This window comes from Colwellia asteriadis (assembly GCF_039523295.1).
GTDB classification, from domain to species: Bacteria; Pseudomonadota; Gammaproteobacteria; order Enterobacterales; family Alteromonadaceae; genus Colwellia; species Colwellia asteriadis.
The window spans coordinates 355,288-377,047 of sequence record NZ_BAAAFA010000002.1 but is presented as its reverse complement, the minus strand read 5'-3'; the positions used below and the strand labels follow the sequence as shown (position 1 = coordinate 377,047).

20 protein-coding genes are annotated in these 21,760 nt (G+C 38.0%); 18 read left to right on the top strand and 2 right to left on the bottom strand.

Annotation, left to right across the window (positions count from 1 at the left end; genetic code table 11):
* Positions 1-242 precede the first annotated feature (242 nt).
* Genes ABD005_RS04800 through ABD005_RS04790 form a run of 3 tightly spaced genes read left to right on the top strand, consistent with a single transcriptional unit; the run spans position 243 to position 2,909 of the window.
* Positions 243-1,211 carry a DUF2157 domain-containing protein gene (locus ABD005_RS04800; RefSeq protein ID WP_343815589.1) on the top strand — a complete coding sequence of 323 codons (969 nt, stop codon included), beginning with the start codon at positions 243-245 and terminating at the stop codon, positions 1,209-1,211.
* Positions 1,211-2,299, top strand: a complete 1,089-nt coding sequence (locus tag ABD005_RS04795) for a DUF4401 domain-containing protein (RefSeq protein ID WP_343815586.1) — start codon at positions 1,211-1,213, stop codon at positions 2,297-2,299. The genes ABD005_RS04800 and ABD005_RS04795 overlap by 1 nt, the downstream gene beginning before the upstream one ends.
* Positions 2,289-2,909, top strand: coding sequence for a GDYXXLXY domain-containing protein (locus ABD005_RS04790; RefSeq protein ID WP_343815583.1), 621 nt, complete (start codon positions 2,289-2,291; stop codon positions 2,907-2,909). Before ABD005_RS04795 ends, ABD005_RS04790 begins: the two co-directional genes overlap by 11 nt.
* A gap of 6 nt (positions 2,910-2,915) precedes the next feature.
* On the opposite strand, the gene ABD005_RS04785 is transcribed toward ABD005_RS04790, so the two are convergent.
* On the bottom strand, positions 2,916-4,457 hold the full coding sequence (locus ABD005_RS04785) for a phospholipase D family protein (protein ID WP_343815580.1): 1,542 nt from the start codon (positions 4,455-4,457) through the stop codon (positions 2,916-2,918).
* Between the two features lie 216 nt (positions 4,458-4,673).
* Between ABD005_RS04785 and ABD005_RS04780 the strand changes: the two genes are divergently transcribed.
* The 3 genes from ABD005_RS04780 to ABD005_RS04770 are packed head-to-tail and all read left to right on the top strand — an operon-like array spanning position 4,674 to position 6,382.
* Complete coding sequence (locus ABD005_RS04780) at positions 4,674-5,168, top strand: DUF2878 domain-containing protein (protein WP_343815577.1); 495 nt, start codon at positions 4,674-4,676, stop codon at positions 5,166-5,168.
* Entirely contained in the window at positions 5,161-5,820 is a 660-nt protein-coding gene (locus ABD005_RS04775; protein ID WP_343815574.1) for a chalcone isomerase family protein, read from the top strand. Before ABD005_RS04780 ends, ABD005_RS04775 begins: the two co-directional genes overlap by 8 nt.
* Before the next feature lies 1 nt (position 5,821).
* Positions 5,822-6,382 (top strand): DUF3833 domain-containing protein, encoded by a 561-nt coding sequence (locus ABD005_RS04770; RefSeq protein WP_215978509.1) that lies wholly within the window; start codon positions 5,822-5,824, stop codon positions 6,380-6,382.
* 33 nt (positions 6,383-6,415) lie between these two features.
* On the opposite strand, the gene ABD005_RS04765 is transcribed toward ABD005_RS04770, so the two are convergent.
* Positions 6,416-7,330 carry a TIGR01777 family oxidoreductase gene (locus tag ABD005_RS04765; protein ID WP_343815571.1) on the bottom strand — a complete coding sequence of 305 codons (915 nt, stop codon included), beginning with the start codon at positions 7,328-7,330 and terminating at the stop codon, positions 6,416-6,418.
* Positions 7,331-7,572: 242 nt separating this feature from the next.
* On the opposite strand from ABD005_RS04765, the gene ABD005_RS04760 reads away from it, so the two are divergent.
* From ABD005_RS04760 to ABD005_RS04705, 12 genes are all read left to right on the top strand, one after another.
* The gene (locus tag ABD005_RS04760) at positions 7,573-9,402 is read left to right on the top strand and encodes a fasciclin domain-containing protein (RefSeq protein WP_343815568.1); all 1,830 of its coding nucleotides are present in this window, start codon (positions 7,573-7,575) and stop codon (positions 9,400-9,402) included.
* Positions 9,403-9,605: 203 nt separating this feature from the next.
* Positions 9,606-10,172 (top strand): LON peptidase substrate-binding domain-containing protein, encoded by a 567-nt coding sequence (locus ABD005_RS04755; RefSeq protein WP_343815565.1) that lies wholly within the window; start codon positions 9,606-9,608, stop codon positions 10,170-10,172.
* Positions 10,173-10,267: 95 nt separating this feature from the next.
* Positions 10,268-10,894 (top strand): sigma-70 family RNA polymerase sigma factor, encoded by a 627-nt coding sequence (locus ABD005_RS04750; RefSeq protein ID WP_215979853.1) that lies wholly within the window; start codon positions 10,268-10,270, stop codon positions 10,892-10,894.
* Entirely contained in the window at positions 10,887-11,567 is a 681-nt protein-coding gene (locus ABD005_RS04745) for a ChrR family anti-sigma-E factor (protein ID WP_343815560.1), read from the top strand. Before ABD005_RS04750 ends, ABD005_RS04745 begins: the two co-directional genes overlap by 8 nt.
* 9 nt (positions 11,568-11,576) lie before the next feature.
* Positions 11,577-12,536: a YbgA family protein gene (locus ABD005_RS04740; protein WP_215979855.1), complete on the top strand. Its 960-nt coding sequence runs from the start codon at positions 11,577-11,579 to the stop codon at positions 12,534-12,536.
* A 66-nt stretch (positions 12,537-12,602) separates the two neighbouring features.
* Positions 12,603-14,009, top strand: a complete 1,407-nt coding sequence (gene phrB / locus ABD005_RS04735) for a deoxyribodipyrimidine photo-lyase (protein ID WP_343815557.1) — start codon at positions 12,603-12,605, stop codon at positions 14,007-14,009.
* Positions 14,010-14,048: 39 nt separating this feature from the next.
* A complete protein-coding gene (locus tag ABD005_RS04730) occupies positions 14,049-14,525 on the top strand; it encodes a nuclear transport factor 2 family protein (RefSeq protein ID WP_343815554.1) in 477 nt (158 codons plus the stop codon).
* Positions 14,498-15,265 carry an SDR family NAD(P)-dependent oxidoreductase gene (locus ABD005_RS04725; protein WP_343815551.1) on the top strand — a complete coding sequence of 256 codons (768 nt, stop codon included), beginning with the start codon at positions 14,498-14,500 and terminating at the stop codon, positions 15,263-15,265. The genes ABD005_RS04730 and ABD005_RS04725 overlap by 28 nt, the downstream gene beginning before the upstream one ends.
* Before the next feature lie 11 nt (positions 15,266-15,276).
* Positions 15,277-16,554, top strand: a complete 1,278-nt coding sequence (locus ABD005_RS04720; RefSeq protein WP_343815549.1) for an NAD(P)/FAD-dependent oxidoreductase — start codon at positions 15,277-15,279, stop codon at positions 16,552-16,554.
* A gap of 3 nt (positions 16,555-16,557) precedes the next feature.
* Positions 16,558-17,328: a DUF1365 domain-containing protein gene (locus ABD005_RS04715; protein WP_343815546.1), complete on the top strand. Its 771-nt coding sequence runs from the start codon at positions 16,558-16,560 to the stop codon at positions 17,326-17,328.
* A gap of 57 nt (positions 17,329-17,385) precedes the next feature.
* Positions 17,386-18,612: a class I SAM-dependent methyltransferase gene (locus ABD005_RS04710; RefSeq protein ID WP_343815543.1), complete on the top strand. Its 1,227-nt coding sequence runs from the start codon at positions 17,386-17,388 to the stop codon at positions 18,610-18,612.
* 268 nt (positions 18,613-18,880) lie between these two features.
* Complete coding sequence (locus ABD005_RS04705; RefSeq protein ID WP_343815540.1) at positions 18,881-21,718, top strand: CHASE domain-containing protein; 2,838 nt, start codon at positions 18,881-18,883, stop codon at positions 21,716-21,718.
* The last annotated feature ends 42 nt before the right edge of the window (positions 21,719-21,760 follow it).

Below are 21,760 nucleotides of genomic sequence, written 5' to 3'. Positions count from 1 at the left end.
GTATTTTTGAGGTTTAGTCTGAAATATTAATCAAGCAATATTCACTAAGCCAAAAGAGACTAAAAGTTATCATAGCATGGCCTGTAGGTGGTATTAATTTTTAGTAAATTTATCTTACAGTTAAGCTGAATTATTGGTGATGAATACGACATTATGGTGACATAAGTGGCCAAAATACCATAAGATAGCTGCGCTATAAGTTTCATCATTCGTTAAAGTGATTTAATAAAGGACAGCTAGGCATGGAATCATCTAGAGGTGAGTTGGTTAATCTCATTGAGCAGAAAAAAATTGCTAAAGATAATATTAAGCAAGCCATTAATATTGCGAATATTCATCCTGCGCCCAAAGCTTGGTTTGATTTTATTAATCAACTATTACTGTGGTTAGGCTGTGTATCACTCGGCTTAGCTGTTATTTTTTTTATTGCTCATAACTGGTCTGAAATTGGCCGCTTTGCTAAATTCGCTTTAGTTGAAATATCATTAATATTCGCCATTATTGTTTATGTAAAAACTAAACCACAAACTAACGCAAGCAATGGCGCACTGATTACTGCAACCTTATTATTAGGTGCATTAATGGCACTCTTTGGTCAAACCTACCAAACTGGTGCCGACCCTTGGCAATTATTTTTTAATTGGGCGCTATTCATTTTACCTTGGGCACTTATTGCTCGCTTTACCAGCTTATGGATAATTTGGTTAGCACTGCTTAATATTGCGCTAGCGCTATACTGTGACGTGAACACTAACCCTTTATCCTTATTTTTTACCAATAAAGTAAACCCGTTATGGCTCTTTATTGGTCTCAACAGCTTTATTTTTACCTGTTGGCACACTCTCAGCTTATCAAGAACGTGGATGAAAAAAACTTGGGCGATAAGAGTTATCGCTTTAGTGACTGGCACTTTAATAACAGAAAACGCCTTATTAGCCATTGTTGATGACTACATAATACACACACTCGCACTGCCTGTTTGGGGAGTGTTTCTTGGCGCTATTTACTGGTTATATCGTAAAGTTAGCATTGATTTATTCATGCTTTCAGGTGCTTGCTTATCAGGTATTGTTGTTTTAACCGCGGTAGTTGGCAACGGCGTTATTTTTAGCGGTGATGGCGCTGAATATCTGTTGGTTTCTATAATGGTAATTGGTCTTGGTAGTGGCTCAGCGTTTTGGCTCAAACAAGTGCAGCAGGAGATGAACTGATGACAACAGCAAAACAGAGTCCCTTATGGCAAGCACTGAGCGATGCGAATATTGTTGAAGGTGATGCTCCTACTCGCAATATGCTTAGCTCACCTTGGTATGTTAAAGCTTTATTAGCCATGTCAGGTTGGTTAGGGGCGATTTTTATTTTGGCATTTATTTTAGCGATATTTAGCTTTTTTATGGAAGAACCTATCGCCTGCTTTATTATGAGCTTTGCTTTATTTTCAGGTGCTTACGCCATATTAAGCACACCTAAAAGTGAGTTTTTTGAGCACTTAGCTTTAGCTTTTAGTTTAGCTGGACAAGCACTTTTTTGTTGGGCGCTATTTTCTCAAAATTTTGATCATAACTCTTGGCTTATTTTAGGTGTATTACAAGCTATTCTAGCCTATGTAATGCCTAGCTTTTTACATCGCTTATTTTCAACCGCCTTTGCTGTTGCCGCATTTGAAATAGTACTAATTACCTACGGACAACCTTACATTTTAGGTAGTGTACTGATATTTCCAATCGTGTGGTTAGGCTTACGTGAATTTACTTTTATTAAGCACTATCAGCGTAATAAAGGAGTATTTTATGGGCTAGTTATCGCTATGCTGGCTTTAAATAGTCAGCAATTTTTGAGCGAAGATTTATTTGCATTGCTCTCGACAGCTGATGATTACCTTATCACTATCTCACCTTGGTTAATTCAAGGAATTTTTATTGCCGCAGCACTGTTTACCAGCCAACAATTATTGCAGAAAAATAGTATTAAGCTTAATGATAAGCTAGCAATTGCCATTATGCTGATAACGTTAATACTGGCATTTATTACTTTAAAAGCACCTGGAGTACTGGCAGGACTTATTATTATGCTGCTTGGTTTTAATCAATCTAACCGTGTGGCTATAGGGCTTGGCACCATTTCGTTACTAGTGTATTGCTCATCGTATTATTACTATATGGAAGAAACGCTCCTTTTTAAAGCGGGCTTATTATTCATACTGGGCGCTGTTGCCCTAGTATGCCGATTAGCGCTGATAAAAGTATTACCACGCTTAGCCTTAACCGATAATCACCATAAAGGCGCTTATGAAAAATAAAATATCGAATACTCACCAACTTGTCGCGCTACTTACCCTTATTATCGCGCTTACCATCATTAATTGGGGCATATACCAAAAAGAAACCTTATTAGCACAAGGGCAAGTCGTTTATCTGGAGTTAGCTCCCGTAGATCCTCGTTCATTAATGCAAGGTGATTACATGGCACTACGCTTTGCGATGGCCGATAACATTAACGCGACATTAACGAGCAACCTATTATTAAATGATGACAACAAGTACAGCGCATCACTAAATGGTTTCGCCAATGTCACCATTAATGAAAATAAAGTAGCAAGCTTTGTTAGCATTACAATTAACGATAAAGTAATGCTCGATACCTTAGTTACTAATTCGACATTAACTAATACCGCTATACCTCTAACAGCTACAGTAGCAACACAAGCAAGTAAAACTGCTGCAACTATTCCTTTGCAATTTAGGGTACGCCGAGGACGAGTAAACTTTGCCACTAATGCTTATTTCTTTGAAGAAGGCACTGGTGAGCAGTTAACAACAGCAATTTATGGTGAATTTCGTGTGGATGACAATGGCGAGTTACTCTTAGTGGCACTGCGTGATAAAAAATTTCGCAAGTTAGGCAGTTAGTCCATACTATAAAATATTTTTAGGGACGATACGTCGAAGCTTAACGCGTAAACGCTTGGTGCGACTAACAGTATGATCGGGGTTAAAGTCTTTAGTAATACGCCATGCATTTTCTGGGGCCATTTCTTCTAACATCCCTTGTTTCACTTTTTTAGCGATTTCTATCGAAGGTATAATAGTAATACTTTCAGTGTTTAAGTTAGCGCTACGCGGATCAAAATTAAAGGTACCAATAACACTAATATTATCGTCAATCACCAGTGTTTTGGCATGCAAACCAAAAATGGGCATAGTAGCGAGCTTACCTTGCATCACATCAGCCATAATCTTTTTTCGAATTTGAGCATCAGGCTTAAATTCATAAAGTGCAATACCGGTATCGAGTAGGTCATCTCTATCGCGCTGGTAGCCGCTAAATGCTTCTAAGTTATCATTTGAAGCGAGACTGTTAGTCAATATTTTCACTTCAACGCCTCTCGCAACTAGCGCTTTAAGTAAGTTTTTTCCAACGGAGGTGGTAATTAAATAAGGAGTTTGTATGGTTACTGAGGTTTTGGCTTGTTTTAGTAAACGGATCAGTCGCTGAGTTGATAAGCCACTCCCTCCTAAAAAGTCATCGCCAGCGTTTTTTCCAGGTACATCAGATATATATTCAACGCCCGCAAGCCAGTGCAAATCACCCGCTTGTTGAACCTGTTTATATACATTAGGTAAGTCGGCTATTGCTGCACGTACTTCAGGTACAAAGTTATCGGGGTTACAGGCATATTGATGCAACGCTGAATAATCTGTGGAAAATTTCTGCTTACTAGACACTAACTTATTAATAGGTACGCTTAGTTCATGGTGCCAAAATTGATCAAATGAGCGTTGTATCTCAGTGCTCACACCGCCAATTAACATTACATCTCGGTCTCTGAAATTATATTGATGATCATAACCAAAATATTCATCTGCCAAGTTACGACCCCCTGTAATAGCCACTTTGCCATCAACAGTGAAGGTTTTGTTATGCATACGTTGATTTAAGCCATGAAAGTTTGTGGTGATACTAATCAGCTTATCAACAATATTTTTCCCGATATTTGCCGTTGGGTTATATATTTTAATCTCAAAATTAGGATGCGCGGCAAGCTTGAGTAACTCATCACCGTTGGCTTCAACCATTATATCGTCCACTAAAACTCTGACTTTTACACCACGCTCTGCGGCTTTCATTAAGTAATCTATTGCGATTAGACCAATATTGTCGGTAGAAAAAATAAAATATTGTACGTCGATAGTCTGCTCGGCATTTTCACTGAGCCAAGCACGGGTAAGTAACGATTCAGTATCTTCCTCTAAAACGTATACCCCCGTATGCGTTAACATTTTCTTTGAAAAAGGCATTAAGTGCTGAGCTAAATTAGCTGGAGGCTGCTTCACAAGCTTACCACAATGATCAAACTGGCTAACCGGAATACGTAGCTCTTGCGCTAAACAGGTAGTGGCGATAAACAAACACAATAATACGGTGATTTTTACTTGCTTCGCTATGGTTTTACTCACTAATTTTCCTTAATTACTTCTGATAAAAAATATGCCGCATGTTGAAATTACTGACGGTATTATTTTATAGGCTCAACTTTAAGTCCTAGCGTTACTGGCAGTTATTAAAAATACTCGAAAAGCAATAGTGCTCTATTTCTCACATAATGGCTTTATAAGTAATCTTTATTGTGACTTCTTACGTATTAAAGGTAAAGGTCATCAACAATAGTCGTTATGTGGTTAAATATTTTAGGCTTTAATATATCGTGGTTAGGCTTAGTGCTTTATGGCAATAGTTTTATTGTTATAGCTTTGCTGTGGCTAGGAATACACCTTTATAAAGCAAATCAAAGGCAAGCTGAGCTGAGCTTAATCGTTGTGGTGAGCATTATCGGTACTGTCATAGATACTGTGTTGATGCATTTGAACATTTTTACTTTTAATACCGTTTATTTTATCCCTTTGTGGCTAATGGTTTTATGGGCATGTTTTGCTGCAACGCTACATCATAGTTTGAGCTTTTTAGCTAAATCAAAAGCATTGCAGTTTACCTGTGGCTTGCTATTTCCACCACTGAGTTACGTTGCTGGAGCTAACTTACATGCGGTGACTTTCACTTATGAACTGTTCACTACCTATATGATCTTATCCATTATTTGGGCATTACTGATGGTGTCATTATTTGTACTCAAAGATAAAATTTATGCTACCGAGAGGGATCATGATTAAACATTCCACTACCCATAAGCAAATAAGCAAAGTATTGCTAGCATTACTCCTACTGCTTACTTTAGTGCTCTTTTCTATTAAAAGCGTATACGCCCAACAATTAACTACAATAAATGTTAAGGAAAACACAGCAACGCTTATCGAAGAAGCACCTAAAGAGCCCTTAAAAAATCTAGCTAAAGTGTTACAACAAAAACCGCTAACACTGGTCGGTAGTGCCAAGTTTTCAGTACTCTTTTGGGATATATATCATAGTCATTTATATACGCCGTCAGGTGAGTACCTAGTCAAGTCCAATAATAATGGCATGACCGAAAAATCACCGTCTTTATTATTCGAAATTCAATATTTACGTGATATTACTAAGCAAGATCTAATTACTCGTACCATAGAACAATGGCAGCACTTAGCTATAACTGCCGAGCAATATAATAAGTTTATTCCTGTACTTGAAGCCATTTGGCCAGATATTAAAACTGACGATAGCTTAGCTTTACTCATCGATAATAACCTGAGCCACTTTTACTTTAATGGCAATCATATAGGTACTATTTCACACGCTAGCTTTGGGCCATTATTTACTGCTATTTGGTTAGACCCCAATACCAGCCAACCTAAATTACGCGCTAAATTAATTGGAGAGAATAAATAATATGAACCGTTTAACCAAATTAACAGCAACAGCACTATTAGTGACTGGTTTATTTAGCTGTTCAGCTGATATAGAGCAGTATCAACAAACGAGCCCTACTCTCGACATTAAAAACTATTTCACAGGGTCCTTAACCGCTTGGGGCATGGTGCAAGATTACTCTGATAATGTTACTCGCCGTTTCTGTGTTGAGCTTAACGGCACTTGGCAAGGTAATAATGGTGTACTAGCTGAAGTGTTTTACTTTAACGACGGTGAAGTAACCGAGCGTAATTGGCAATTAACAAAGCTCGACAACGGCGAATATCAAGGTGAGGCTGAAGATGTTATAGGCACAGCCTCAGGTCAGCAACAAGGCTTTGCGTTTCAGTGGCAATATACTTTGTCGGTACCGGTGGACGATGACATTTATCATTTAGCCCTTGATGATTGGATGTATCAAATAGATCAACATCGGGTATTCAACCGTACCGTAATGAAAAAATTTGGTGTTGAAGTGGCTGAAATCACCTTATTTTTTGATAAAGAACAGCCTTTAAGAAAGTGTCCTAATGTAACGTAAAGTTGCTAAATAAAAGCCTACCATACGGAAGAGCTACGTTGCTCTTCTATCAATCAAGATATTCGCCAATGCGCCATCAAGTGTTGGTTGAGTAAAGCTAAAACCACTATGTTTAAGCTTATTCGGAACAACATTTTGTCCATAAATTAATAAGTCTGACATTTCACCAAACAATAATTTCACCATAATGCTCGGCATAGGTAAAAAGCATGGTTTCGATAATGCGTTCGCGATAGTTTGAGAAAAATCAAGGTTACTTACTGGGTTTGGTGCGGTCATATTTATTGCGCCTTGTAACTCACTATGGTCAATAATATGAGTAATAGCACGCACCATATCATCAACATGAATCCACGACATGATTTGCTCACCACTCGCTATTTTTCCGCCTAAACCCAAACGAAAGGCAGGGAGCATTTTAGCTAACGCACCAGCGTTTCTAGCTAACACTATACCCGTTCTTAATAGGGCGACACGGGTATAGTTTGATTTAGCGCCTAAAGCTATTTGCTCCCAACATTTACACAATTGATGTGAAAATTCATGGTGACAATCGGTAAAATCCTCATCAACCTCTTGACTACCCTGACGACCATAAAAGCCAATGGCGCTACCAGAAAGAAACAACGCAGGAGGTGTTTTAGCACGTTTAATTAAATCAACTAATTGCTGAGTTATTTGCCAACGGCTCTGACATATTTCCTTTTTTTGCCCATTACTCCAGCGCTTATCGGCTATAGGCTCTCCTGCTAAGTTAATGACGACATTTTGCTGCTCAACAGCATCTATTCCTAGCTTAGTAATAAGTTTAATATGCTCTCCAAGCAACTGAGCAGCTCTCACTGGATTGCGGCTTAACACCGTTATCTGAACATCATCATCTTTTGAAAGGTGACGAATAAGTTCTCGACCAATTAAGCCTGTACCACCGGTAATAAGAAACTTCACCTTAGCCCCCTTTAACTGGCCAATCATTCAAATAAAAAGCGCCAGAGTTACTTATGTTTATAGGCATTTAACCCGTAATAAATGCGCCAATGGCTATATCATCAACGCTGTATAACTAAATATACGCGTCAACGTTATGTTTAGTTCAGTTTAAAAAATATACTTTTTATTTGAGTTTTTTTTGATCTAATTAAATTTTGCTCACGTAGGGTAACTTGAGATTAACCTACGAGGATAGACAAGTGAAAAATTTTAAAACCCTATGTATTACCATTGCGAGTTTATTTTTACTGCAAGCCTGTAATGATGACGATAATAACAACTCAACACCACCAGAACAGCCCGTAGCCGTAACCATTGTTGATGCCGCTGTAGCCAATGGCAACTTCACCACCTTAGTTGCAGCCTTGCAAGCAACAGGGTTAGATGCGACCTTAGCTGATAAAAATGCTAAGTTTACCGTATTTGCGCCAACCGATGACGCTTTTGATTTATTAGGCGAAGAAGCAGTTACCGCTCTTTTAGCTGATACTGATAGGTTGTCTGATATTTTAACTTATCATGTTATTTCTGGCGAAGTGGATGCTGCCACAGCAATTGCCAGTGCTGGTCAATTAGTTGAAATGGTCAATGGCGACTCAGTTGGCTTGTCACTTGATGGAGATATGCTACTAGTCAATACAGCCACAGTAACCATCACTGATTTAACCACTGATAATGGCATTATTCATGTGATTGATGCGGTGTTAATGCCACCAGCAGAGATGGGTACACCAACAAGTAATATTGTTGAAACCGCCGTTGCTGCCGGTAACTTCACGACTTTAGTCACAGCACTACAAGCCGCAAATTTAGACACAGTTCTTGCTGATACCAGTAAAAAATTTACAGTTTTTGCCCCTACTGATGCCGCTTTTGCCATGATAGATGAAAAAACCTTAGCAGCCATTATTGCTGACCAAGAGGTATTAACAAACATTTTACTACAACATGTTATTGCCGATGCTGAAGTTGACTCTGTTACTGCTTACTCGCTCAATGACATTATGGTTGAAACGGCTTCAGGCGCTAATATAACCATAGATATTAACAGCGAAACCGATATGCTGACCTTTGGTGGAGTCAATATTGTCACTAAAGATATCTACACTACCAATGGTATTATTCATGTAATTGATGCGGTAATTGTTGCTGACGTTGAACTTCCGACAGTACCGATGAGCCTAGTAGATGTCGCTGTAGAAAATGGCAATTTCACCACCTTAGTTACAGCACTTCAAGCAACAGGTTTAGATACCGTTTTAGCGGATTTAGACACTGACTATACCGTATTTGCACCAAGCGATGCTGCTTTTGCCAAGCTACCTGAAGGTACTGTAGCAGCGTTATTAAATGATACCGATACCCTTTCAAACATTCTGCTCTACCATGTTGTGCCTGGTAAGGTAATGTCTGATGCCGCAGTTGCAATTGCTAGCTCTGATAATAACCAAGTTGTTACTGCAAATAGTGCTCAAGTGGCATTGTCATTTACTGACGGTATGTTATTTGTCAACGGCGCAAAAGTAAGTGCTGCTGATGTTATGGCTGACAATGGCATTATCCATGTAGTTGATAATGTAATTCTACCACCAACAGCCAAAGGCACACCGACCGACAGTATTGTTGATATTGCTGTAGCAAACACTAACTTAAGCACACTAGTTGATGCACTAACAACAGCAGACTTAGTGACTACTTTAGCCGATGAAACGGCTACTTTTACGGTATTTGCACCAACTAACGATGCCTTTGCCAAACTAGAGCCTGCGGTATTAAACGCCTTATTAGCCGATACTGACGCTTTAACATCTGTCTTATTAAAACATGTGGTCAGTGATGTTGAAATTAATTCAGTTGCGGCATATGGTGCGAACGGCACTATGTTAACAACAGCTGCTGGTGACATGATCTCAGTAGGTATTAACGCTGAAACGGGTATGTTAATGATTGGCGACACTAACGTAATTATGACTGACATTTACGCAACCAACGGCGTGATTCATATTATTGACACTGTGATCGCAGAGTAAATAACAAGAGCTCAAGTTAAGCTTTAGCCGCTATTTAAGTTCCTATAACTTATAATAATTTAAATAGCGGCTTTATATTATCCGTTCAATGAAAACTCGCAACATAACTCCCCTCTCAACTCAGGTCACCATTTTTAAGAAACCATTGATCATTTTCCCCATTTATTACGTATTAAACCTTGAATCAACCAAGGACACCTACTATGAATTTACCGCTTTTTCCTTTGCCTATCTTTTTACTACCCGACGGAGTTACTCGCTTACGTATTTTCGAGCAGCGCTATCTTAAAATGGTACGTATTGCTACTAAGGAAAATGGCTTCGCTATTCTATTAAACGACGCAAATGCTAACCTACCCGAAGTTAGGTGGGCAAGCTGGGTTGAAATCATTAATTTTGACCAAGACGAAGACGGCACTTTAATTATTGATGTGAAATGTAAGTCATTACTTAAAGTCACTAAAATTACTGTAGAAAAAGATCAGCTGCGCTATGGTGAAGTGACAGCGATAGCACACTGGCCATTAAGTGAACATGACCATGTTACGCACGACTTATCTGAATCGCTAGCGCAAGTATTTAAACAAAGTGATGATTTACGTAACCTCTATCAAGATAAGTTTACTGATCAACCCAATTGGGTGATAGCCCGCTGGTTAGAGTTGCTACCTGTTGAATTAAATATTAAAGATATTTTTATTGATAGTAATTCATTAGAGCAAGCTAAGCAGCTAATACATACTATTATCCATGCCGAACAACACCATTAATAATTAATATAACATTTAAAAGAATTAACCTTTTTGTGATCCCAAAATAAAAGGCCTACGTATAAGCTACTAACGGTTATTAACAGGTAGGCATTATGCAAGTTGCACAAACAAGGTTGCCAAGCCAATCAACAGGTGTTACACCTAACAGTATGCAAAATGACATACAACATACTGAGCTTTGTCAATGGCTTGAAGCTGTCGCTCGCTCTCGTGACAAAGTAGCGTTTACTCACCTATTTCGCTTTTTTGCACCTAAAATTCAGCGAATAGCCAAAAACAAAGTAAACACTGACGCGCAAGCTAGCGAAGTCGTACAAGAAACCATGAGTAATGTTTGGAAAAAAGCACATTTATTTAACGCAGATAAAGGTGCTGCCACCACATGGGTTTATACCATAATGCGTAATGTGACTTTTGATATGTTACGTAAAGTGCAATCAAACAAAGAAGACAACCTCAGTGAAGATATTTGGCCACTCGTTGAAAGCCAAAGTAGTGAAGAAGAGGCTTTTACCGACCACTTAGAGAATAAGCAACTACTTGCCGTTATTGAAGAATTACCTGAAAACCAGAAACAAGTCGTTAAAGGGTTTTATTTTATGGAGATGTCGCAAGAGCAACTTGCCAGCCATTTAAAATTACCTTTAGGTACGGTGAAATCTCGCTTACGTTTAGCGCTAGCGAAGCTCAAAATACAGCTAGGAGAAAGTCATGATTAAACATCATCCAACATTTGAATTATTACAAAACTTTGTTAATGGTGATCTTCCCGCTTCTCTTGCTGCTGGTATTGCGATACACGCTGATATGTGTCCTATTTGCCAACAACATATCACTCAATTAACCGAGCAAGTCGCTGAGCTGAATTTTGAGCAAGAGTTTCTTGATAAGTTTATTGTTGACGATGCTCAAGACTTACTTGAACTGGCTGATTTTGATCAAATGATTGATAGCATTACCGCAACAAACGATATCGTTACAACCAAAGTAACTCCCGAAAAATCAATAACCTTTAGAAATAACGAATATAAACTGCCTCGCGCGTTAAACAACATAGAGCAAGGAAAGCCTGCTCATATTGGAAAACTAACGCGAACTCGACTACAACTAGATGAAGGTAATATCCGTACCAGTTTATTACATATTGACCCAGGTGGTTCAGTGCCTGAACATACGCATAATGGTTTTGAGTTAACGCTTTTATTAGCAGGCTCTTTTAGTGATGTACAAGGTGAGTACGTCGCTGGTGACTTTATAATGCTTGATGGCAATCACCAACATCACCCGGTATCAGAAAAAGGCTGCTTATGTTACACCGTAGCTAACGCGCCATTACATTTTACCCAGGGCATTAACAAGTTACTGAATCCTATTGGCACATTCATTTATTAGGTAAAAACTATGCATACAGCATTTGAGAAAGAAGACATTGTTATTGGTGTGAGTGCCTGTTTAATCGGTGAAAATGTTCGCTTTGATGGCGGCAGCAAACCTTCCAATTTTTGCATTCATGAGTTCGGACAACATGTTACCTACAAAAGTTATTGCCCAGAGGTAGCGGTTGGCTTGCCTACACCAAGGCCAACGATTCGCCAAATTAAAGATGGCGATATATTAAAAGTTTCTCGTCCTGACGGTACTGGTGATGTTGCACAAGCATTACAAGCTTATGGTAAAAAAGTCGCTGAAATTTCTAAAAATTTAAGTGGTTATATTTTTTGCGCAAAAAGCCCAAGCTGTGGCATGGAACGTGTCAAAGTGTATACGCCAGAAGGCAACCCTTTAGTGGCTGGTGGTATTGGTGTTTTCGCCAATGAAATAATGAAAGCCAACCCTTTATTACCCTGTGAAGAAAATGGTCGCTTAAATGATGCTCCACTAAAAGAAAACTTTGTTGCCCGTGTTTATACCTACCGACATTGGCAAGCATTGGTTGAATCAGGCATAACCAAGCACAAACTAATGGACTTTCACAGTCAATATAAGTACACGGTAATGAGTCATGATTTAGTGGCTTATAAGGAATTAGGCCGTTTGTTAGCGCGTGCCGACTTACCAGTAGAAGAAATGGCTGATACCTACATAAAAGGGTTAATGACAGCATTAGCCATTAAAGCGACACGGAAAAAACACGCTAACACCTTAGCGCACATTCAGGGTTATTTTTCAAAATATCTTAGCCCTATGCAACGCAAAGAGCTCTGTGGTCATATTGATACATATCGCAAAGGGTTAATGCCGTTAATGGTACCGCTAACTTTAATAAATCATTATTTGTTAGAGCACCCAAATGATTATTTAGCAAAACAGGCTTACCTTAACCCGTACCCTGAGCAACTTAAATTACGTTACGGTTATTAAGTAACATTATTACTTCAAGCTCAATAGCTACTTTAAATTGAGAGCAAAATTCAAAAAGGAAACATTGTGTTACTGTGGTTTAGAAATGACATAAGAACACATGACAATCCCGCTTTGCATTATTTTATTTCACAACAACGTGACAATAAAATCAGCAAAGCGGTTTTTTTTGTCAGTGAAAAACAATGGCGACTACACGATTGGTCAACGATAAAAATAGATCTCATTAAACGACATTTAACGCTACTTAGTGATGAGCTCGCTTTACTTAATATTGAGTTATTACTCGTTGACCTTGATAGCTTTGATGAACAAACTGACTTTTTACAGCGCTATTGTACTGAGCACAACATTACTGAAGTAGTCGCAAATAGTGAAGTGGAATATAACGAGAAAATCCGCGATGAGAAATGCATACAGCTTGGTATTCCGTTAACGCTCTTTGAAGCGGATGTTATTGTACCTAAAGGAAAAGTGTTAACAAAAACGGGAGAAATGTATAAAGTATTCACTCCATTTAAACGCGCTTGGTTAAGCCATGTAAAAGATTATGGCTTTGAGTATTTAGGAAAAGCGACGCCAAATAAGCCATCAACTACAAAAAACACTATAAGCCAAAGCCCTGTTGAAGAAGCTACAAGCCCAAGTGCGCAGTGGCCTTTAATAAATACCATTGAACGTCAGGTCATTCCAACTTTCTTAAATGAAAAAGTGCACTCATACAATAGCCAGCGAGATATTCCCAGTATTAAAGGGACCTCTGGGCTATCACCTTACTTAGCCATCGGTGCTGTTAGTCCTCGCTATTTATTAACCTTATTGATTAATCAATTTCCAGATATTTTAACCGCCACCGATACTGAGCACTTTACTTGGCTCAATGAACTCATATGGCGTGAGTTCTACCGTCACTTACTGTTTCATCAACCGCGCTTATGTAAGCACCAGTGCTTTAATGAAAAATACCAAAGCGTACGTTGGCCCAACAACCCTGAATTATTCAAGGCTTGGTGTCTTGGTAAAACAGGTTACCCTTTAGTTGACGCTGCAATGCGACAGCTTAATAAAACCGGATGGATGCACAACCGACTACGCATGGTAGTCGCAAGTTTTCTCACTAAACACCTGCTAATTGATTGGCGCTGGGGTGAAAAGTACTTTATGGAAAACTTAATCGATGGAGATTTAGCGGCTAACAATGGTGGTTGGCAATGGGCGGCGAGCACAGGTTGTGATGCCCAGCCTTATTTTAGAGTATTTAATCCTATTCGACAGAGTGAGCGTTTTGATCCTAACGGCGACTTCATACGTATGTATTTGCCAGAGCTTAACAAAGTGCCTACTAAACATATTCATTTTCCGCATACTTATTTAGCCAATAATAGTTTACTTATTGAAGACGAGAATAGATATTGGCCAGCCATTGTTGAGCATAAAGCAGCACGTTTAGCTGCCTTAGATTTTTATAAATAAAGTACATGATACAACTCAGCCAAGGTGATTAAAGCCGCTATGAATAATTTACCCGAGTCAACAATATGCACAGAGAAAAAAAATACCGCAAAGCCATTATGGCTAACTCAATTTATGGCGGTGTACCAGCAGCTTTCTACTGATAACCTCGCACTCTTGAAAACAATTTACCATCAAGATATTCACTTTGTTGATCCTATGCACGAGATCCAAGGCCTTGATGATTTATGTCAATATTTTAAAGGGTTATATGAGAATGTGTTCTCATGCGAATTTACAATTAACCATGTTGTTGTGCAAGAAAACGAAGCGGCTATTTATTGGTGTATGCGCTATTGTCATCCAAAACTCAATAAAGGAAATGTTATTATGGTTGACGGTCATTCGCATATAAAAAGCACAGCCGATAAAATCATTTATCATCGCGATTACTTAGACTTAGGCGAAATGCTATACGAGCATTTACCACTACTAGGTAAAGTTACGCAATGGATAAAAGCGAGGGCAGCAAAATAATGTCTTTCACTAAAACCGTTTTGATCACTGGCGCAACCTCAGGTATTGGAGAATCATTATTACACCAATATGCTCGAGCTGGTTATCAAGTTATTGCCTGTGGTCGTAACACGCTAAAATTAGACGCATTTAAAAAAGTATACCCAACGTTAATTACCTTAGCATTTGACGTAACTAACCCAGAGCAAATTAGTGATGCTGCCACCGCAATTAATACCATTGAAGCTATTGATATCTTAATACTAAATGCCGGTGATTGTCGTTATATTGATGATGCAAAAAACTTTGACGGCAAACTGTTTAACCACGTTATAAATACTAATTTATCGTCTCTTGGGTATTTGCTACAGTATTTTTTACCGAAAGTACCACAAGGCGGGCAAGTTGTTTTTGTCAGCTCTAGCGCTACAATTTTACCTTTTCCTCGCTCTGAAGCCTATGGAGCATCAAAAGCGGGGGTCGATTATCTCGCCAATAGCATTAGACTTGATTTACAGCCTCAGGGGATTGATACAACTTTAGTGCACCCTGGCTTTATTAAAACACCGTTAACCGACAAAAATGATTTCAATATGCCATTTCTATTAAGTAGCAATGAAGCGGCATTACGTATTTTTAATGGCGTAAAAGCAAGAAAAAACTATCTTCATTTTCCTAAGCGATTAACCCTTCTCTTGAAAATTTTCGCTTTTTTACCTGCCGCTATATGGCAACAACTAATAAAAAAGCGTAGCGCTTAAGGACTTAATTTATGAAAAACATTGCCATTATAGGTTCAGGTATCTCAGGATTAACTGCCGCTTATTTATTATCAAAAAAACATCATGTTACAGTCTTTGAAAAAAGTGCCGAAATAGGTGGGCATACAGCCACTGTAGACGTTGAACTTGATGGAAAATCTTATGCTATTGATACTGGTTTTATTGTTTTTAACGATAAAACCTACCCTAACTACTTAGCATTGCTGGCAGAGATAGGCGTAAGTAAACAAGAAACTGAAATGAGCTTTTCAGTGCATAACTGTCAAACAGGGCTTGAATACAATGGCCATAATTTAAATACACTTTTTGCGCAGCGACGTAACCTATTTAGACCAAGTTTTTGGTTATTAATCAAAGAAATTCTTCGCTTTAATAAACTATGTAAACAAGAAGCACAACTGAGCAGTGCGCTTGAAACCTATACGTTAGGTGACTTTTTAATACAGCATAACTTTAGTCGTTTTTTCAGTGAACATTACATTTTACCCATGGGTGCTGCTATTTGGTCGAGTTCCTTAGCCCAAATGGAAAACTTCCAATTTCATTTTTTTGTACAGTTTTTTCACAATCACGGGTTACTTAATATTGCCGATAGACCACAGTGGTATGTAATACCAAAAGGATCTCGTAGCTACCTAGCTCCTTTATGTGCCCCATTCGCGGATAATATTCACGTTAATGCAAACATTAGCGCTATCACTCGTGAACAAAGTAAAGTACAAATCCACTTTACTGATGCAAATAGCCAAGAGTTTGATGACGTGGTGATTGCATGTCATTCTGATCAAGCTTTAGCATTACTCAATGACGCAAGTGCTGATGAAACAGAAATACTGTCGGCCATGCCATATAGTGAAAATTCAGTGGTATTACACACCGATAAAAAGCTGCTACCCGTTCGAGAAAAGGCATGGGCTAGCTGGAACTACCAATTAAGCAACAATCGTGATAAAGCGGCCAGTGTTACTTACAATATGAATATTTTACAAGGGCTAACAAGCGAACATACTTTTTGTGTGACTTTAAATCAAAAAGATGCAATCGCACCGAGTAAAGTTTTACGTGAGTTTACTTATCACCATCCCATATTTTCAATTGAATCAATAAAAGCCCAAAAACAGCGCCACCGTATTTGTGGTAAACAAAATACTCATTTTGCTGGCGCCTATTGGCATAATGGCTTTCACGAAGATGGCGTAAGAAGCGCTGTTGAAGTAGCAAAACGATTTGACTGTTATTTAGCGCAGCAACCTGCCTCACAAGAATAAGCCATGTCGACGCCACCATTAAAAAGTAACATTTACCTTGGGCAGATACGTCATCGCCGTTTCAGCCCTAAAGCGCACAGTTTTAGCTACCACTTATATATGCTAGCACTTGATGTCGATGAAGTTACACAAGGCATTAAGCCCAGTGCATTATTTGGTTATCGTTGGCTCAATTTATTACGTTTTGTTGAAAAAGATTATCTTAGAAGTGAACCCGGTAACCTTAAAGCACGTATAACCAATAAAGTAGCAGCGCTTAACGGTGATATTAGTGAGATTGAACGTATTACCATGCTAGTACAAGTTCGTTGTTTCGGCATTTATTTTAGCCCGGCAAATTTTTATTTTTGCTATAACAAAAACGATCATTGTAGCCAAATGTTAGTTGAGGTCAGTAATACGCCTTGGAACGAACGTCACTACTATTTAGTTAATATTGATAAAGAAATAGCCAATAAAAAAATATTTCAGGTATCACCTTTTATGGATTTAAACATGTACTATCACTGGCGCGTTAAAGCTCCGACACCAATTCATAACAACTTATTAATTAATATAGAAAATAAGCGCCATACTCACAACGAAGATAACAGTGAAAAGGTCTTTGATGTCACCATGGCAATGAAGAAGCAACGTTTCAATAAACCAAATTTACGTCGTGTTTTTTTAGCGTTACCGGTAATGACTATCAAAATAATCAGCGGAATATACTGGCAAGCACTCAAATTATTTATTAAGCGTGTTCCTTTTTTAGGCTATCAAAAAGCTAGCTAATATCGCTTTAAGCTCACAACAGCAACTTATTAATATCAAAAAAATCAGGAGTATGTCATGGAGAATATCACGGCAATGAATGTTAATTTAACCACTAATTGGATAGATAAAAAATGTCGTTCTTTAGTATTTTCTGTGCTATCAAAGCTAACTTACGGTGAGCTTGAAATTATTGAGGGTCATCAGCATTACACCTTCCCAAAGCAACCTAACGACAGTGATATCAAAGCAAAGTTTGTTGTGCATGATGCTAGTTTATATAAAGACTTTGTTAAAGGTGGCAGTATTGGTGCTGCAGAAGCATTTATTGCTGGTAAATGGTCTAGCCCTGATCTCACTGCGGTTATTCGAGTTTTTGCAAAAGCGCAACAACAAACTGACTCCTTAGAAGATAAAAAGTCATGGCTCAACAAAATAAAAAATGGCTTTATTCATTGGCAAAACCGTAATAGTCAAAGCGGTTCAAAACGTAATATTCTGGCGCATTATGATTTAGGTAACGAGCTCTACACACGTTTTTTAGATCCTGAAATGATGTACTCATCGGCTATTTATCCTAATGAAGATGCAACTTTAGCCCAAGCGCAATTACATAAATTAGACACTATTTGCCAACGGCTAGAACTTAACAGTGATGATCACTTACTTGAAATTGGCACCGGCTGGGGCGGCCTAGCTATTTACGCAGCTAAAAATTACGGTTGTAAGGTAACCACAACCACCATCTCTGATGCTCAATATGACTATGCCAATAACCGTGTTGAGGCATTAGGTTTAGGTCACCTCATCACATTATTGAAAAAAGATTACCGTGAATTAACTGGCGAATTTGACAAAGTAGTCTCAATAGAAATGATTGAAGCGGTTGGCTTTGAATACTTACCAAGCTTTTTTCGTCAATGTAACGACCGATTAAAAAACGGTGGTAAATTGCTAATACAATCAATTACCATCGCAGATCAACGTTTCGATTATTACAAAAAAAATGTCGATTTTATTCAACGGTATATTTTTCCAGGCGGCTTTTTGCCATCAATTAATGTGTTGTCGCAGCATTTAACCACACACACATCATTGGTGACTGAGTCATTACATGATATTGGTTTAGATTACGCAAGAACATTAGCAGATTGGCGCAGTGCATTTATCAATGCTTGGCCTGAGCTGACCGAATATGGCTATGATGAAGAGTTCAAACGCTTATGGCTATATTATTTAGGTTATTGTGAAGGAGCTTTTTTAGAGCGCGCCACAAGTACGGTACATTTAGTGGCAAGAAAATAATCAAATAATTTTATTGAATTTACATGGCAATAGCGCATTAACGCTTAATACACCAACGAAAAACCTTTAACACGAAATAATAAACTTACTTACAATAGCCTGATCATTATAAGTAAGTTTCCACAGTTATTGTTGAAATAATTAACCTTAAACATGCTTATCACCCAAAACTTAGCTTTTATTAATTAAGCCTTTGGTTGTAAATGTATTCTTTTAGATTATAGTTATCTTAAGTGGACTCTTATTAACAAGTGAATAAAGGATTATCGTGCCAATAAATTCTATTCCTAAAGCCAGCTGGGCTCTCTATCTACTGTTATTTTTTAGCTACGTTGTTTCAGGTAACTTCCTTTCTTCTATATCGTTTCAAAGCCAAATAGTCCCAATTTGGTTACCAGCAGGTATCGCCTTAGTTGGTTGCTACTTGTATTGGTGGCGCTTCTTTCCTGCGGTATTGCTTGCATCATTTATTTTTAATTGTACCGTAACTCCCAACTTTGAATTAAATCAGATTTTATCTACCATTGGCCTGCAAAATTTAATAATTTCCTTAGGCGCGACCTTACAGGCTATCGTAGGCTCAGCATTATTACGTTATTGGCTCGGCAACCCACTAAGTCAGTCTAATAACCGCAGTACAATATATTATGTCCTAATTATCGGGATTGCGGTCAACCTCATCTCAGCCAATATTGGTGTTTACTCTCTTAGTATATTCAATCCAAATTACAACTTAGACAACTATCAACTTAATATGGTTTTTTGGTGGTTAGGTGACTCATTAGGTGTATTGTTCGCTTGCCCATTTATACTATCGTTTATTCACCATGCTCCACTGACCGAAGATCAACGTAAATCACGTTCCGTTCTACTGTTTTGTATCAGTACACTTTTCATTATTGTTCTGGTATTAGCCAATTTTTTTATTAAAGACAGTAATATAACCTCTGCTGAAATGGTTAAGAGAGAAGTCAATATCATTGAAAATGGCATTTATCGACAAATTTCAAGCAATATACAATCATTACGCTCATTAGCGCATTTTATCCAAAATACACCGAATGCAGACAGGCTGAGCTTTCATAAAAAAGCGCAGCAATTAACAGATGACTCGAGCACATTGAAAGCACTTTCATGGAATCCTTATATAGAAGTGACAGAGAGAGAGGCTCATCAACAAGCTTTAGCTCAAGAGTACCAACAAGCAATACCAATAAGAGGAAATGCTCTAGTAGCTGGTGACCCATTAGTTTATGTAAAATGGATAAGCCCAGAGCAAAGTAATAGTGAGGCCATTGGCTTCAACGTTTACTCGAATCCTGAAAGAAAGCAAACACTCAATCAAACCATGGAGAACTATCAACCTAAAGCGACCAATATTATTCAACTAGTACAGTCAAACCAAAAAGAGCCGGGGTTTTTATTGTTTTTTCCTGTATTTGAACATGAAGGAAACTCGCAAAATAAAGCCTTAAAAAAACTCCAAGGGTTTGTTACTGGTGTTTTTCTTGCTGAAAATGTCATAACCTCAGCCATGACCCAAGCTCAGCAGAAACTCTTCTTTTATGAAGTTTACGAAGAGGGTAAGCAACAACCTTTCTTTAGCACAATTACAAAAGCATCAGCTGAAATACAAGCAGGCTCTGATGATTACAGCCATATATTTGATGTTAATGGTCAGCCTTGGCACATACATTTAAAAGTGAATAGAGATCAATCAATAAAGCGGCAACATAATGACTTCATTATATTTTTCGTATTACTCGTGATTATTGTCGCAATTATCGTAACGTCACTTTTATTAATGAACAATCGCCAAATGATATTAAATAACTTAGTAAAAGAGCGGACGGTATCATTAAAGCAAGCGGTTAGTGAGGCTAATTATGCTAACAAAGCTAAAAGCCAGTTTTTGGCGAATATGAGCCATGAAATTAGAACACCAATGAATTCAGTCATTGGTTTTGCGCAACTCGCTAAATCATCTGATGATATGCAAGAAATTAAGGGCTACTTAAAACATATTGATGTTTCGTCCGATTTACTGCTACATATAGTCAATAATATTCTAGATATTTCTAAAATAGAGTCCTCAAAAATAACCTTAACTGATGAAGTGTTCAACTTGCATTTAGTGCTAACTCGTATCTTTAATGTTTTTGAGGTGGATAGCTTTAATAATGAGATAAAATGGGATTTAACAGATAATATTCCTAAACATTTATACTTTAAAGGCGATCAAACACGTATAGAGCAAATATTAATGAACTTATGTGGCAATGCTATGAAGTTTACCAAGTCAGGTAGCGTGTCACTAACCGCAGATTTGGTTGAAATTGTTGATAACAGAGCGCACCTTTGTTTACAAGTTACCGATACCGGCATAGGTATTTCTGCCGAGAGCATTAGTAAACTGTTTCAACCTTTTACCCAAGCAGACAGCTCTACCTCTCGTGATTTTGGTGGCACCGGGCTAGGATTAACAATTGCACAAAAGCTGAGCCACTTAATGGATGGTGATATCACCATTAGCAGTGTTGAAGGTAAAGGCTCAACTTTTACCTTTACTTGTAAACTCGCTTTAGCTGAAGATCGCACCATTTCAGCACCTGATGTTAGCAGTTTCTTAAAAGAGATGGCGCTTGAAAAAGAGAGTGTTAATCATGCAGAGTTGAGTGAATCAAACCATGAAAATATGGTGACTGCTGAATCTGAAGTAGCGGTTAACACTAAATCTCTAAGTGATTTAACTATTTTAGTCGCAGAAGACAACCGTATTAATCAAAAGTTGATCACCACCATTTTGGATAAATTAGAAATTAAAAATACGGTAGTTGAAAATGGTCAGCTTGCAATAAATGCCCTCGAACAAGGTTCATTTGACGCCATACTTATGGATTGTCAAATGCCCGTTTTAGACGGTTATGAAGCAACAACCATCATTAGAACAATGAGTAAATATGATAACCTGCCAATTATTGCCTTAACAGCAGATGTCGACACTCGTAATAAAGAAAAAGCGATGAATATAGGCTTCAATCATCACTTATCTAAACCAATTAACTTGAAAGAGTTAAAACAGTGTTTACAAAGTATTGTCTCTTAATTTTACTAAAAAAGGCCACAATATTGTGGCCTTTAATTTCAT

Excerpts from the sequence above, each read along its gene's own strand:
- ABD005_RS04745 (WP_343815560.1), top strand. The coding sequence starts at position 10,887 with ATGATTAAACATCATCCAACATTTGAATTATTACAAAACTTTGTTAAT.
- ABD005_RS04750 (WP_215979853.1), top strand. The coding sequence starts at position 10,268 with ATGCAAGTTGCACAAACAAGGTTGCCAAGCCAATCAACAGGTGTTACA.
- ABD005_RS04710 (WP_343815543.1), top strand. The coding sequence starts at position 17,386 with ATGGAGAATATCACGGCAATGAATGTTAATTTAACCACTAATTGGATA.
- ABD005_RS04800 (WP_343815589.1), top strand. The coding sequence starts at position 243 with ATGGAATCATCTAGAGGTGAGTTGGTTAATCTCATTGAGCAGAAAAAA.
- ABD005_RS04720 (WP_343815549.1), top strand. The coding sequence starts at position 15,277 with ATGAAAAACATTGCCATTATAGGTTCAGGTATCTCAGGATTAACTGCC.
- ABD005_RS04775 (WP_343815574.1), top strand. The coding sequence starts at position 5,161 with ATGATTAAACATTCCACTACCCATAAGCAAATAAGCAAAGTATTGCTA.
- ABD005_RS04740 (WP_215979855.1), top strand. The coding sequence starts at position 11,577 with ATGCATACAGCATTTGAGAAAGAAGACATTGTTATTGGTGTGAGTGCC.
- ABD005_RS04725 (WP_343815551.1), top strand. The coding sequence starts at position 14,498 with ATGGATAAAAGCGAGGGCAGCAAAATAATGTCTTTCACTAAAACCGTT.
- ABD005_RS04795 (WP_343815586.1), top strand. The coding sequence starts at position 1,211 with ATGACAACAGCAAAACAGAGTCCCTTATGGCAAGCACTGAGCGATGCG.
- ABD005_RS04780 (WP_343815577.1), top strand. The coding sequence starts at position 4,674 with ATGTGGTTAAATATTTTAGGCTTTAATATATCGTGGTTAGGCTTAGTG.
- ABD005_RS04770 (WP_215978509.1), top strand. The coding sequence starts at position 5,822 with ATGAACCGTTTAACCAAATTAACAGCAACAGCACTATTAGTGACTGGT.
- ABD005_RS04790 (WP_343815583.1), top strand. The coding sequence starts at position 2,289 with ATGAAAAATAAAATATCGAATACTCACCAACTTGTCGCGCTACTTACC.
- ABD005_RS04730 (WP_343815554.1), top strand. The coding sequence starts at position 14,049 with ATGAATAATTTACCCGAGTCAACAATATGCACAGAGAAAAAAAATACC.
- ABD005_RS04755 (WP_343815565.1), top strand. The coding sequence starts at position 9,606 with ATGAATTTACCGCTTTTTCCTTTGCCTATCTTTTTACTACCCGACGGA.
- ABD005_RS04715 (WP_343815546.1), top strand. The coding sequence starts at position 16,558 with ATGTCGACGCCACCATTAAAAAGTAACATTTACCTTGGGCAGATACGT.